This window comes from Duganella rivi, from assembly GCF_009857435.1.
Classification (GTDB): domain Bacteria; phylum Pseudomonadota; class Gammaproteobacteria; order Burkholderiales; family Burkholderiaceae_D; genus Rugamonas; species Rugamonas rivi.
Genome location: NZ_WWCK01000003.1, coordinates 156,099 through 170,432, shown reverse-complemented (window position 1 = coordinate 170,432; position 14,334 = coordinate 156,099). Strand labels below are relative to the sequence as shown.

The 14,334-nt window shown below is 62.4% G+C and carries 11 protein-coding genes; 6 read left to right on the top strand and 5 right to left on the bottom strand.

All coding sequences use genetic code 11. The features are described 5' to 3' along the window. Positions 1 to 13 precede the first annotated feature (13 nt). The 5 genes from GTP45_RS09465 to guaB all read right to left on the bottom strand — a co-directional run bounded on the left by GTP45_RS09465 (position 14) and on the right by guaB (position 9,257). The gene (locus tag GTP45_RS09465; protein WP_161013631.1) at positions 14 to 2,449 is read right to left on the bottom strand and encodes a glucose/quinate/shikimate family membrane-bound PQQ-dependent dehydrogenase; all 2,436 of its coding nucleotides are present in this window, start codon (positions 2,447 to 2,449) and stop codon (positions 14 to 16) included. A 408-nt stretch (positions 2,450 to 2,857) separates the two neighbouring features. Next, positions 2,858 to 3,112 (bottom strand): hypothetical protein, encoded by a 255-nt coding sequence (locus tag GTP45_RS09460; RefSeq protein ID WP_161013630.1) that lies wholly within the window; start codon positions 3,110 to 3,112, stop codon positions 2,858 to 2,860. Next, positions 3,105 to 5,645: an excinuclease ABC subunit UvrA gene (locus GTP45_RS09455; RefSeq protein ID WP_161013629.1), complete on the bottom strand. Its 2,541-nt coding sequence runs from the start codon at positions 5,643 to 5,645 to the stop codon at positions 3,105 to 3,107. The genes GTP45_RS09460 and GTP45_RS09455 overlap by 8 nt, the downstream gene beginning before the upstream one ends. A 471-nt stretch (positions 5,646 to 6,116) precedes the next feature. Then, positions 6,117 to 7,727, bottom strand: a complete 1,611-nt coding sequence (guaA, locus tag GTP45_RS09450) for a glutamine-hydrolyzing GMP synthase (protein ID WP_161013628.1) — start codon at positions 7,725 to 7,727, stop codon at positions 6,117 to 6,119. A gap of 66 nt (positions 7,728 to 7,793) precedes the next feature. Continuing rightward, positions 7,794 to 9,257: an IMP dehydrogenase gene (gene guaB / locus GTP45_RS09445; RefSeq protein ID WP_161013627.1), complete on the bottom strand. Its 1,464-nt coding sequence runs from the start codon at positions 9,255 to 9,257 to the stop codon at positions 7,794 to 7,796. Positions 9,258 to 9,438: 181 nt separating this feature from the next. Between guaB and GTP45_RS09440 the strand changes: the two genes are divergently transcribed. The 6 genes from GTP45_RS09440 to GTP45_RS09415 all read left to right on the top strand — a co-directional run bounded on the left by GTP45_RS09440 (position 9,439) and on the right by GTP45_RS09415 (position 14,327). Further along, the gene (locus GTP45_RS09440; RefSeq protein WP_161013626.1) at positions 9,439 to 9,804 is read left to right on the top strand and encodes an Arc family DNA-binding protein; all 366 of its coding nucleotides are present in this window, start codon (positions 9,439 to 9,441) and stop codon (positions 9,802 to 9,804) included. Positions 9,805 to 10,136: 332 nt separating this feature from the next. After that, positions 10,137 to 10,616: an FxDxF family PEP-CTERM protein gene (locus tag GTP45_RS09435; RefSeq protein ID WP_161013625.1), complete on the top strand. Its 480-nt coding sequence runs from the start codon at positions 10,137 to 10,139 to the stop codon at positions 10,614 to 10,616. A 75-nt stretch (positions 10,617 to 10,691) separates the two neighbouring features. After that, positions 10,692 to 11,186 (top strand): DUF4124 domain-containing protein, encoded by a 495-nt coding sequence (locus GTP45_RS09430; RefSeq protein WP_161013624.1) that lies wholly within the window; start codon positions 10,692 to 10,694, stop codon positions 11,184 to 11,186. A 63-nt stretch (positions 11,187 to 11,249) separates the two neighbouring features. Further along, the gene (gene gntR / locus GTP45_RS09425; protein ID WP_161013623.1) at positions 11,250 to 12,278 is read left to right on the top strand and encodes an HTH-type transcriptional regulator GntR; all 1,029 of its coding nucleotides are present in this window, start codon (positions 11,250 to 11,252) and stop codon (positions 12,276 to 12,278) included. Positions 12,279 to 12,378: 100 nt separating this feature from the next. Beyond that, a complete protein-coding gene (locus tag GTP45_RS09420) occupies positions 12,379 to 12,894 on the top strand; it encodes a gluconokinase (protein WP_229258393.1) in 516 nt (171 codons plus the stop codon). 95 nt (positions 12,895 to 12,989) lie between these two features. Beyond that, entirely contained in the window at positions 12,990 to 14,327 is a 1,338-nt protein-coding gene (locus GTP45_RS09415) for an MFS transporter (protein WP_161013622.1), read from the top strand. The last annotated feature ends 7 nt before the right edge of the window (positions 14,328 to 14,334 follow it).

Below are 14,334 nucleotides of genomic sequence, written 5' to 3'. Positions count from 1 at the left end.
TTATCGTTACACATTATTGCTGTTTCAGGGCATAGGCGATCACGTAGTCGCCACGATCCGGCGACTGGCGCGCGCCGCCGGCCGAGATCAGCACGTACTGCTTGCCGGTCTTGGGCGACACATAGCTCATCGGGCCGCCTTGGCTGCCGACCGGCAGGCGCGCTTTCCAGACTTCCGTGCCGGTCGCGCTGTCGAACGCGCGCAGGTAGTAGTCCTGGGTGCCGGCAATGAACACCAGGCCGCCTTGCGTGGCCAGCGTGCCGCCCAGCGTCGGCATACCGATCGGCATTTTCATGCGCATCTTGACGCCGAACGGGCCGGTGTCCTGCACCGTGCCGACCGGGACTTGCCACAGCACTTTCTGGGTCTTCAGATCCACCGCCGAGAGCGTACCGAACGGCGGCTTCTGGCACGGAATGCCGAGCGGCGACATGAAGCGGTTCTTGTTGACCGCGTACGGCGTGCCTTTCAGCGGCACCGCGCCCATGCCGGCGTTGATGGCTTCGCCGCCGTTGCTGGCCGGGCCGCTGTCGGTCTGCTGCGGAATCATCTGCACCCACAGGCCGAGGCGCATGTCGTTGACGAAGATCAGGTGGTTATTCGGATCGGTGGACAGGCTGCCCCAGTTCATGCCGCCCAGCGAGCCAGGGAAACTCAGGGAAACGTCGGTGCCCGGCGCCGTGAACAGGCCTTCATAGCGCATCGACTTGAAGCTGATGCGGCACATCAGCTGGTCGAACGGCGTGGCGCCCCACATGTCCGATTCGCTCAGCTTTTCGGCGCCGATTTGCGGCATGCCAACCGAGAACGGCTGCGTCAGCGCATACTGCTCGCCGCTAATGCCGGCGGTCTTCACCGGACGCTCCTCGACACGCGTAATCGGCTTGCCGGTCACGCGGTCGAGCACGAAGATCTGGCCTGATTTCGAGCCGAACACCACGGCAGGAATGGCCTTGCCATCCTTGCCGGGGAAGTCGATCAGGCTCGGCTGCATTGGCACGTCGAAGTCCCACAGGTCGTTGTGCACCGTCTGGTAAACCCACTTCTCCTTGCCGGTGGTGGCGTCGAGCGCCAGGATCGAGGTGGCGTAGCGGTGATCGAGCGGCGTGCGGTTGCCGCCCCACAGATCGACCGACGAGCTGCCCATCGGGATGAACACCGTGTTCATTGCCGCGTCATACGACATCGGCGCCCACGAATTCGGCGTGCTGCGGGCGTAGGTGCGGCCTGGCTCCAGCGCGGCGTTCGGATCGTCGTGGCCCGGATCGAACGCCCAGCGCATCTGGCCGGTGATGACATCGAAGCCGCGCAGCACGCCGCCCGGCATGTCGGTCTGTACATTGTCCGCCACGCGGCCGCCGACCACCACGGTCGTGCCGGCAAGGGTTGGCGCCGAGGTCAGCTGGTACTTCGGATCTGCCGCGTCACCGAGGCGCGCCTTCAAATCGACGAACCCGCCGTTGCCAAAGCCTGTGCACATGGCGCCGGTATCGGCGTCAATGGCCACCAGGCGGGCATCGATGGTATTCATCAGCAAGCGGCGCTGGCAGTTGGCGCCGGCCGCAACCGCAGCCGGCAGCACCGGCGTTGCGCCGGCCAAGGTTGGCTGGGCCAGCGGCTGGGTCGCATCGAAGTAGGCCAGGCCGCGACAGCGGTTCCAGACCTGCGATTGTGCGTTGATGGCGCGCTCCCAGATTTTCTTGCCGCTGTCGGCATCGACCGCGATCACATTGTTATGCGGCGTGCATAGATAGACGCGGTCACCGATCTGCAGCGGCGTTTGCTGGTCTTCGGCACCGTTGCCGGTCGGGCTGATCGGGGTGTCGCCGGTGTGGAAGGTCCATGCGACCTCAAGCTTGCCGACATTGTCGCGCGTGATCTGATCCAGTGCCGCAAAGCGGCTGCCGCCTGGCGTGTTGCCATAGTTGGCCCAGCTCTTTTGCGCATGGCCAGCGGCGACCGGCACCAGCGGCACGGGCGTGCCCTGGAACGCGACGGTCGGGTGCGGCTGGAACATCTGAACAAAGGTCGCGCCCATCACCAGCGCCAGCACGGCAGCGGCAAGGTAGGCGCCGCGGCCAATGGCAACGCCGGTGTCGGCCTTGCGCAGCGCCGGCCAGGCCAGCAGGGATAGCAGCATCAGGCCGGCGGGGAGCATCAGGCGCGAGACCAGCGGCCAGAAATCGAGGCCGGCGTCCACCAGGGCCCAGATCACGGTGCCGGCAAATGCTGCGCCGTACACCAGCACGGCGGACGACTTCAGGCGCATGAACTGGATGGCTGCCGCCACGATGACGACGCCGGCGATTACAAAGTACAGGCTGCCGTGCAGGGCCGCCAGCTTGGCGCCGCCAACGGCAAAGAACAGGCCGGTGGCCAGCAAGACGAGGCCGAGCAATCTAGACCCGGTTTTCAGTGCCACTGAATGATGGGTTTCACTTCTTGTCATTTTGAAAATCCCTTCGATAACTTGAATCGGCTGGGATGACACCAGCAGAAAACGAGATTATAACTAACTATTTGGTTAATTGCTGCAAGCAGCTAAAATGCATTTTTCTGCATTACTTAGCACTTTCGCCGAACTGTCCTACTTGATAAAAGCAACAGCACTGAAGGCTCCTTGCAACCCGCCCTTGACGCTGCCGCTGGCAACCGAGCCGCTGGCGAAACCAGCTATGGCAGCTTGTCCCGGCCCGCATTTCACGCCTTCAAAAGCACCGCCTTGTGGCCCAAGTAGACAGATACCGCAATTGAGGTCAGCGTCCGCGCTGTCCGGGTGTCAATGATATTGGCCTCGTGAGCGGCCGCGGTCGGTGCCACCGGCCGGAGCACTCCAGTCCGCCACCAGCGTGCCGGCCTAGCCCCGCTGTTTTCCCTCGACATCATCGTTCTTGAGCAGGCCGCGCACATTGGTCGCGCACAGGCATAGCTGCAAGGCGATCAGCGCATAGGCGCCATCGTGCCAGCCCCAGGCAATCCAAAGCGCGTTACTCAGCAAGAAGCTGATGAAACCCAGCTTACGCCGCTGCGCATGCGCCGACGACACCAGCACGCCAGCGCCGACCGTGACCACCATCGCCGGCCACTGCAGCAAATCGGGCCAATCACCCATGATGCTCCTCCAGCGCGCGGCGCAGGTACGGCGCGGTGCGGCTGCCGGCGCTGGTTGCCACCTCGGCCGGCGTTCCGGCGGCGACGATCTGCCCGCCCTCCTCGCCCGCGCCGGGGCCGACGTCGATCACCCAATCGCTGGCGGCCAGCACCTGCACGTTGTGCTCGACCACGATCACCGTATTCCCCGACGCCACCAGCCCGTGCAGCTGTTGCAGCAGCAGGTCGATGTCGGACGGGTGCAGGCCGGTGGTCGGCTCGTCGAGCACATATAAAGTGTCGCCCCGGCTGGCGCGTTGCAGCTCGGTCGCCAGCTTGATGCGCTGCGCCTCGCCGCCGGACAGCTCGGTGGCCGGCTGCCCCAATCGAAGATAACCCAGGCCGACCGCGCGCAGCACGTCCAGCGCGTGCCGCAGCGGCGCCTCGTCGGCGAAGAACTCCCAGGCCGCATCGACCGTCATCGACAGCACCTCGGCGATATTGTGTTCGCGGTAGCGCACCGCCAGCGTCTGCGGGTTATAGCGCGCGCCGCCGCACTCGGGACACGGCGCGTACACGCTGGGCAGGAACAACAGCTCCACCATGACGAAGCCCTCGCCCGAACAATGCGGGCAGCGTCCCTTGGCGACATTGAACGAGAAGCGTCCGGCATCGAAGTGCCGCGCGCGGGCCGAGCGCGTGGCAGCAAACAGCTTGCGCACGTGGTCGAACAGGCCGGTGTACGTGGCCAGATTGGAGCGCGGCGTGCGGCCGATGGGTTTCTGGTCGACCTGCACTAGCCGACGCACGCCGTCCATGCCGGCGCCGATACGGCCTTGCAGCACGCCGCTATCGACGTCCTCCATCGATGCCTCGCCTTCATCCGCATCGGCCACGACGCCGCCACCAAGTTGCGCCTGCGCCAGCTGCACCAGCGCCTGGCTGACGAGACTGGATTTGCCGGAGCCGGAGACACCGCTCACGCTGGTCAGCACGCCCAGCGGGAAATCAGCGTCCAGCCCGGCGAGGTTGTTGCGGACCACACCGCGCAACCGCAACCAGCCCGCGGCCGCACGCAGTTCGCGTTCGGCGCGCGGTTCGGTACCGAACAGATATTGCGCGGTGCGCGATCCGGCGACCTTCGCCAACCCCGCCGGCGCGCCGCTGTACAGCACCTGGCCGCCATGTTGACCGGCCTTCGGCCCGACATCGACGATCCAGTCGGCATGGCGGATCACCTCCAGCGCATGCTCGACGACGAACAGCGAATTGCCGGCCGCCTTGAGCCGGTCCAGCGCCCGCAGCAGCGCTTCGGTGTCGGCGGGATGCAGGCCGGCAGACGGCTCATCAAGCACATACACCACGCCGAACAGGCTGGAACGCACCTGCGTCGCCAGCCGCAATCGCTGCAACTCGCCGGGCGAAAGCGTCGGCGTGCCGCGCTCCAGGCTCAGGTAGCCCAGGCCGAGATCCAGCAGCACCGCCAGCCGCGCGAGCAAATCGGCCGCGATGCGCTGCGCGACGATGGTTTTTTCGGGATGCTTGGCGGCGTCCTTGCGAGCCACCGCGCCGCCATCGGCGTAAGGTTGCAGCAGCTGCGCCAGGCGCCGCAAGGGCAAACGCCCGATCTCTGTGATGTCGTACCCGGCGAATCGCACCGACAGCGCCTCGGCGCGCAGGCGCTTGCCCTCGCATTGCGGGCACGCCATGCTGACCAGGTATTGCGCCACACGCTTCTTCATCAGGGCGCTCTCGGTGCCGGCGAAGGTCTGCAGCACGTACTTGCGCGCGCCGGTGAAGGTGCCCTGATAGCTCGGCGTCTCCTTGCGCTTGTGTGCGCGCCGCGCCTCGGCCGGCGTCAGGCCGGCGTAAACCGGCACGGTCGGCTGTTCGTCGGTGAACAATATCCAGTCACGCGTCTTCTTCGGCAGATCGCGCCAGGGCGTATCGACGTCATGGCCCAGCGTCACCAGGATATCGCGCAGGTTCTGACCATGCCACGCCGTCGGCCATGCGGCGACAGCGCGTTCGCGTATCGTCAGGCTGTCGTCCGGCACCATCGAGCGCTCGGTCGCCTCGTACACGCGCCCCAGGCCGTGGCACTGCGGGCAGGCGCCCTGCGGCGTATTGGGCGAGAACGATTCGGCGTACAGCAGCTCCTGGCCGCGCGGATAGTCGCCGGCGCGCGAATACAGCATGCGCAGCGAATTGGACAAGGTACTGACGCTGCCGACCGACGAGCGCGTGGTCGGCGTGCCGCGCTGCTGCTGCAACGCCACCGCCGGCGGCAGGCCGTCGATGGAGTCGACCTCCGGCACGGCCATCTGGTGGAACAGCCGCCGCGCGTACGGCGACACCGACTCCAGGTAGCGCCGCTGCGCTTCCGCATACAAGGTGCCGAACGCCAGCGACGACTTGCCCGAGCCGGAGACGCCGGTGAACACCACCAGCGCATTGCGCGGGATGTCGACGTCGACGTTTTTCAGATTGTGTTCGCGCGCGCCGCGCACCTGGACGTATCCGTCAAAGCTGGCACCTGGGCGTGATCGGGGCATGGGGAGTCCTGTAAAGAAGATGCTGCCAGCATGGACGAATGCGCGGCGGCGGTATGTACGGCACCTCACCGCGCTCGGCATGCGCGCTGGGTGTATGCGCTAACAGACGCGCTTGGGAGACCACCGCATCATCAGGCTATCACGCCAACCTGCCCACTGGATCATGCCATGCCCAATCAACCGATGAAATCAGTGCCCCTCCCGCTGCGCCTGTGGCGGCCTTGGGGCTGGCGCTGGCGGGCATGGAAAAGACGCGGTTAGGTCGGTCCACCGCGCCGCCACACTGGCCACCGGCACTAGGCCAGCACGCCGGATCTCCGTAAGCGCAGAGTGGCAAGCTTCGTAGGTTCCTTGGCGACCAGATCCCGCAACCGCTCAGGGTCGCCTGCACAAAAAGAAAAAGCCCCCGAAAAATCAGGGGCTTAATCTCAGCCATTTACCAAGCAGCGCCAGCCGCTGCCGGCTAGGGAATTATTCCCACTCGATGGTTGCCGGCGGCTTGCCCGAGATGTCGTACACCACGCGGTTGATGCCGCGCACTTCGTTGATGATGCGGTTCGACACTTTGCCCAGCAGCGAGTGCGGCAGGTGCGCCCAGTGGGCGGTCATGAAGTCTTGCGTCTGCACCGCGCGCAAGGCCACCACGTACTCGTAGGTGCGGCCGTCGCCCATCACGCCGACCGATTTCACCGGCAGGAACACGGCAAACGCTTGCGAGGTCGCATCGTACCAATTTTTCGGCACGGCGTCCTGGTCGAAGCCAGGCACCACGGTCGCCTCGTACGGCGTGTTGCGCAGTTCTTCGATGAAGATCGCATCGGCCTGACGCAGCAGGTCGGCATACTCTTTCTTCACTTCGCCCAGAATGCGCACGCCCAGGCCTGGGCCTGGGAACGGGTGACGATAGACCATCTCATGCGGCAGGCCCAGCGCCACGCCCAGCTTGCGCACTTCGTCCTTGAACAGTTCGCGCAGCGGTTCCAGCAGAGACAGTTTCATGTGCTCCGGCAGGCCGCCCACGTTGTGGTGCGACTTGATGGTCTGGCCTTTCTTGCCCTTGCCGGCCGACTCGATCACGTCCGGGTAGATGGTGCCCTGCGCCAGCCACTTGGCATTGACCAGCTTGCCTGACTCCTTGTCAAACACTTCCACGAACTCGCGGCCGATGATCTTGCGCTTCTGCTCAGGATCGGTCACGCCGGCCAGATGGCCCATGAACTGGTCTTCCGCATCAACGCGGATCACTTTCACGCCCAGGTTGTTGGCGAACATATCCATGACCATCTTGCCTTCGTTCAGGCGCAGCAGGCCGTGGTCGACGAATACGCAGGTCAGCTGGTCGCCGATCGCGCGGTGGATCAGCGCTGCGGCTACCGACGAATCCACGCCGCCCGACAGGCCGAGAATGACTTCATCCTTGCCCACTTGCGCGCGGATTTTCTCGACCGCTTCCGAGATGTAATCCGGCATATTCCAGTCCGACTTGCAGCCGCAGATTTCGTGCACGAAGCGGCTCAGCATGACCTTGCCTTGTACGGTGTGGGTCACTTCCGGGTGCCACTGCACGCCGTAGAACGATTTCTCTTCGTTGGCCATGGCGGCGATCGGGCACGATGGCGTATCGCCCATCAGCACGAAGCCAGCCGGCATTTCCAGCACTTTGTCGCCGTGGCTCATCCAGACTTTCTGCATGCCGTGACCTTCGTCGGTAACGAAGTCAACGATACCGTCCAGCAGCTTGGTGTGGTTGCGCGCGCGCACTTCGGCGTAGCCAAACTCGCGCACCTTGCCGTTTTCCACTTTGCCGCCCAGTTGCGCGGCCATGGTTTGCATGCCGTAGCAAATACCCAGCACTGGCACGCCCAGTTCGAACACGGCGTCCGGTGCGCGTGGCGCGTCGCCTTCCAGCGTCGAGCTGTGGCTACCCGACAGGATCACGCCGGCGGCGCCGTAGTTGCGCACGAATTCGTCGCTGACGTCATACGGATACACTTCCGAGAACACGCCGGAATCGCGCACGCGGCGCGCGATCAGCTGGGTCACTTGGGAGCCGAAATCGAGAATGAGGATTTTAGAATGCATGGAATGATGTAAACCAGTTTGAATATAGAAAAACGCCGGCGGGCCGCCGGCGTTTGCAAGGTCTTCTTAGTCGCCGGAACGGTAGTTCGGCGCTTCCTTGGTGATCTGCACATCGTGCACGTGCGATTCGCGCATGCCGGCCGAGGTGATCTCGACGAACTCCGCCTTGTTGCGCAGTTCTTCGATGGTGGCGCAGCCGCAGTAGCCCATCGACTGGCGCACACCGCCAACCAGCTGGAAGATAATCGCCAGCACCGAGCCTTTGTAAGCCACGCGGCCTTCGATACCTTCCGGCACGAACTTGTCCTGCTTCATGGCCGCGTCCTGGAAGTAGCGGTCGGCCGAACCATCCGACATCGCGCCCAGCGAGCCCATGCCACGGTACGACTTGTACGAACGGCCCTGGTACAAGATCACTTCGCCCGGCGCTTCTTCGGTACCGGCGAACATCGAGCCCATCATCACGGTCGATGCGCCGGCGGCCAGTGCTTTCGAGATATCGCCCGAGAAGCGGATGCCGCCGTCAGCGATGCATGGCACGCCGGTGCCTTCCAGTGCTTCGGCCACGTTGGAGATGGCGGTGATTTGCGGCACGCCTACGCCAGCGACGATACGGGTGGTGCAGATCGAGCCTGGGCCGATACCGACCTTGACCGCATCCGCGCCGTATTCAACCAGCGCTTTAGCGGCAGCAGCGGTAGCGATGTTGCCGCCGATGACGTCCACTTGCGGGTACTTGGTCTTGATCCATTTCACGCGATCCAGGATGCCTTGCGAGTGGCCGTGGGCGGTGTCCACCACCAGCACGTCGACACCAGCGGCGACCAGCAGATCGATACGCTCTTCATCTTTCGCGCCGACGCCGACAGCGGCGCCAACCAGCAGCTTGCCCTGCGAGTCTTTCGACGCCAGCGGGTGCTCGGTGGATTTCTGGATGTCCTTCACGGTGATCAGGCCACGCAGTTCAAACGCGTCATTGACGACCAGCACGCGCTCCAGGCGGTGCTTGTTCATCAGGCGCTTGGCTTCAGCGGTGTCCGCGTCTTCCTTGACGTACACCAGCTTTTCGCGTGGGGTCATCTTGGTGCGGGCTTCAGCGTCCAGCTCTTGCTCGAAACGCAGGTCGCGGTTGGTGATGATGCCGACCACTTCTTTGCCTTCCACCACTGGGAAACCGGAAATGCCATATTGCTCGGTCAGCTTGATGACGTCGCGGATTTTCATGGTCGGCGGGATCGTGATCGGATCACGCAGCACGCCGGCCTCGAAGCGCTTGACGCGCGCTACTTCACGGGCCTGATCTTTCGGATTCAGGTTCTTGTGAATGATGCCAATACCGCCTTCTTGCGCCATGGCGATAGCCAGGCGTGCCTCGGTGACCGTATCCATAGCTGCCGACAGCAGTGGGATGTTCAGGCTGATATTGCGAGTCAGACGGGTTTTGAGGGACGTATCCGCAGGAAGAACGTTGGAGTACGCTGGGACGAGCAGCACGTCATCGAATGTGAGTGCTTTTTGGAGTAGACGCATAGCATTTCCTATAGGCGCAAAGCGGCATTATACAGGAAAAGTTGCGCTCTGTCCGTAACCTTTTAAAACCCTGACAGTCACCCAGCACTATATCGCTGACATCGCAGATTGAAATAGGTTGTCACTATTTCTTTGTGATCAGTCACTAGAATCTTTGTGCGGTAAATGACAATATTACGCCATGTCCGAAATCTACCGAAGCCAATTCCGCATGCCCCTCGCCCTCTTCGAGAAGCTGAAGAGCGAGGCGGGAAAATCAAAACGCAGTGCAAACGCTGAGTTGGTCGCTCGGCTTGAGCGCAGCCTGACCGATGGGTCGAACGAGCTCGACATGCGGATCATTTACGAGACCCTGGAGCGCCTGTCGCTGAGAAACCCGAATATGCGTTATAGCTTCGGGGTGAACTTCGGCGGACAACTCGATGAGCGCCCTGCCGAGATATCGCGTGGCGCATGGACGCTGGGAACCGACCCCAGCCGGGCAACGGAAGAGCTTCTACTGCAGCAAAACTCCAACGTCCTGCGCGCCACCAAGGCCAACAAGTAGCCCTCATACCTTCGTCCCAGCCAGCGGCAGCTGAGTGACTATCATAAATGTCCTGTTGTTTTTGTAAGTTTTTCAGCGAATAAATAGTGCTTACATTGCACGCAAAGAGTACGATGATTACTTGCAGTTATTGCACGGTAATTATCAATAGAATAACAGTCGGTCACCCCAGTCCATCACCCTCAGGGAATTGTTAAATCTTGCAGCGCGGAATTGGTGTTGTTTTAACGCTAATTTAAGAAAAACGATATCTTGAATTGCCTTTCGGGGCAAAAAACAGTCCGGCGGCTGGATCTGCCGGTCACTATAACTTGTGTTTTAGGGGTTCTACGATGAAACTGAAGCTACTTGCTGCTGCACTCCTTGCTGGCGTTGCATTCTCCGCCGGCGCTACCGACTTTTCGCAAGCAATCTCACTGGGCACCACGCCTTTCACTGGTACCGGCACCCTGCTCGATGACGGTGACGACGTTATCACCTTCACCGGTTTGGCTGCGGGCACTTACAACGTGACTGTGTCTTATTCGGGCAACTATATCGACATCCAGAGCATCACGCTGAACGACAACCTGGGCTGGTCGGCACAATACGGCCCGCCACCGCTGCCGATCACCTTCAGCGTCGGCGGGATCACGATTGCAACGAACTCGCCATTCGTGCTCAAGCTGACTGGCACCGAAGCGACCAGCTCGCTGGCGGCATACAGCGGCCACATCACCGTGACCGCCGTGCCTGAACCTGCCACCTACGGCATGATGCTGGGCGGCCTCGGCCTGCTGGGCTTGGCTGCACGCCGCAAGAAACAGTCTTAATCCGTTTTTCGCGCTCCGGTTGACAGTTGCCATTAATCATGGCGAAATCGCTGCATGCTTAACCGGAGCGTTTTTATGAATCACCGCACGACCTTGCTGGCCGCCCTGCTGCTGGCCACTGCCCCGCTCGCCATGGCGCAGTACATGTGGATCGATGACAAAGGCATCAAGCAATTCTCCGACCGCCCGCCGCCGCCCAACATCCCGGAAAAGCGCATCCTGAAAGCCCCAGGCAAGCCGCTATTCAATCCCAACGCTCCAGCCGAAGCCGAACCTGCCGCACCCGACGCCTCCGCCCCCAAGCCGCCGCCCACGCTGGCCGAGCGCAATGCCGATTTCAACAAACGCCGCACCGAGGCCGCCGAAACCGCCCGCCAAGCTGCCGCCGACGCCCAGCGCAAGGCCGACGAAGCGGCCAATTGCAACGCCGCGCGCCAAAACCAGCAGGCGCTCGATCAAGGCTTGCGTCTCAGTACTTACGATAAAAATGGGGAACGCGGCTATATGAATGACCAGCAACGCGAGGATTTACGCAAAAACACGCAAAAAGTGTTGGCCGAATGCAAATAGATACTCTTCCTTTTGGCTTGGCTGCCGTATGATATCGCTATCAACATCATTTACAGTGCAGCAATGACGAAGACACAAGCGGGCAAGAGCCGGGCCAGCGGCCGCATCACCCTCGCCATGGTGGCCGAGAAGGCCGGCGTGGCCACCATGACCGCCTCGCGCGCCATTACCCAGCCCGAGATGGTGTCGCAGCTGCTGCGCGACCGCGTCGATAAAGCCGTGGCCGAACTGGGCTACGTGCCGAACCGCGCCGCCCGCGCGCTGGCCTCGTCGCAATCGAAAGTGATCGCGGTGCTGGTGCCGTCGCTGTCGAACGCCGTGTTCACCGAGGTGCTGGCCGGCATCCAGGATGCGCTCGACGCCGACGACTACCAAATCCTGATCGGCAACACCCGCTATTCCGACAAGGAAGAAGAAAAGCTGATCGGCACCTATCTGCAATCGAATCCCGACGGCATGCTGCTGTCCGGCCTGACGCACAGCCCGACGGTGCAGAAAATCCTCACCACCTCGCGCGTGCCAGTGGTGTCGATGATGGACATGTCCACCGATCCCGAGCAATACACTGTCGGCTTCTCGCAATTCCAGGCGGGCTACGCCATGACGCGCTACCTGCTCGACAAAGGCCATAAACGCATCGGCTTCATCGGCGCGCAGCTGGACGAGCGTACCCTGCGCCGCGCCGAAGGCTACCGCAAGGCCATGCAGGAAGCGGGCCGCGCCGACGCCAAGCTGGAGGTGATGGTGGCCGAGCCGTCCACCATCGCGCTTGGCGCCGAGCTGCTGGGCCGCATGCTGGCGCAAGCGCCCGATTGCGATGCCATCTTCTGCTGCAACGACGACCTGGCGCACGGCGCCATCTACCAAAGCCAGCGGCGCGGCATCTCGGTGCCGTCGCAGCTGGCGATCTGCGGCTTCAACGACTTGCCGGCCTCGGCGTGGATGAATCCATCGCTGACCACCATCGGCACGCCGCGCTACCGCATCGGTTTCGAGGCGGCCACCCTGCTGCGCTCGGTGATCAAGGGCGAGCAGCCGGCCACCCGCCAAATCGACCTCGGCTTCACTTTGATGGCGCGCGAAAGCGCTTAGCTCATTGCGCAGTGCCAACTGCTGCGGCGCACCATCGATAGTTCTTTACAAATTTCGCCATACGTCTACACTCGCTGAATCTGTTAGCGCTATCATTCATATGCTCAAAAGTGTAAACAACAACAAGTCTCCGCGCTGGGTCGTGATGGGCGTCAGCGGTTGCGGCAAGAGTTCGGTGGGCTTGCAGCTGGCGGGCGCGCTGTCGGTGCCTTTCCTGGAAGGCGACAGCTATCACTCCTACGAGAACGTGGCCAAGATGACGGCCGGCGTACCGCTGACCGATAGCGACCGCGCTGATTGGCTGTGGGCGCTGCACCGCGAGATCCGCGACGCCCGCCTCAAGCACTCGGGGCTGGTGCTGTCCTGCTCTTCGCTAAAGCGGCGCTATCGCGACCTGTTGCGCAGCGCCGACCCGGAATTGCGTTTTGCCCACCTTGCCGGCCCGCGCCAGCTGATCGCCGAACGCATGGCGGCACGCAAGGATCACTACATGCCGCCAGCCCTGCTCGACAGCCAGCTAGCCACGTTGGAACCGCTGGAAGACGACGAGGCCGGCATCGTACTCGATATCGCCCAGCCACCGGTGGAGCTGGTGCGGCAAATTCTAAGAACATAGTTACCGCTATCAAAGGCTCTCCCCGGAACTGCTGCAAGTTCCGTTCAGGCAGTGATACCCTTACTGCCTGTTTTTACAAGCGTTAGAAGACCATCGTGAACAAACAACTGACTTGGCGAGAAAAGATTAGCTACGGTATCGCCGATATGGGGTTCAATTTTTATTGGACCAATATCGCCACCTTCCTGCTGATCTACTACACCGACGTGTTCGGCATCTCGGCAGCGGCCGCCGCCTCCATGATGTTCACGATCAAAATCATCAACGCCTTCACCGATCCCATGATCGGCGCCGCGGCCGACCGCACCAGCACGCGCTGGGGCAAGTTCCGGCCGTATCTGATCTGGGTGCCGCTGCCGCTGGCCGCTGCGGCCTTCCTTACCTACACCACGCCCGACCTGTCGGAAGACGGCAAAATCATATGGGCCTACGGCACCTATTTGTCGATGATGGTCTGCTACACCTGCATCAACATCCCCTACAACGCCTTGTCCGGCGTGCTGTCGGCCGACCCGCAGGAGCGCTCTACCGTCAACGGCTTGCGCTTCATCTTCGCCTTTGCCGGCGGCACGCTGGTGACGGCGGCTACGCCGGCGCTGGTGCACTGGCTCGGCGGCGGCAACGATAAACTGGGCTGGCAATTGACCATGCTGACCTGGAGCGCACTGGCCTCGGTGCTGTTCGTGCTCACCTTCCTCAACACGCGTGAGCGCATTGCGCCGCCGGCCGAGCAAAAGTCCAACGTCTGGCAAGACATCCGCGACTTGTCGCAGAACCGTCCGTGGGTGGCGCTGTTCTTCCTCGCGCTGATCATCATGATCACCATTACGCTGCGCACCAGCAGCGCCGCCTACTACTTCAAGTACGTGGTCGAGCGCCCGGATTTGATGGCGGGCTTTGTACCTGCCTACATGCTGGCCGCTGCCGCCGGCGCCTCGCTCACGCCGCTGATGACGCGCTTCGTCGACAAGCGCAAACTGATGATGATCCTGATGACCATCACCGCCGTGCTGTCCTCGGCCTTCTTCTTCGTGCCGAAAGACCAAATCGTGCTGATGTTCGTGCTTCAAGTGGGCATGGGCCTGGCGCTCGGCCCCAAGTCGCCGCTGGCCTTCTCCATGTACGCCGACACCGCCGACTACAACGAGTGGCGCACCGGCCGCCGCGCCACTGCCATGACCTTTGCCGCCGCCACCTTCTCTCAGAAGCTCGGCACCGCCGTCGCCGTGGCGGTGATCGGCGCCATCTTCACCAAGCTTGGCTACGTGGCCAATGCCGCGCAGAGCGCCGTGTCGCAAGCCGGCATCGTGTGGCTGATGTCCTTTATTCCTGCTGCCTTCGCGCTGCTCGCGGTGGCGGTCATGTTCTTCTATAACCTCGATAACCAAAAACTGCTGCAAATCCAAGCGGATCTTGAAGCGCGCAAATCCTGACGGAGAG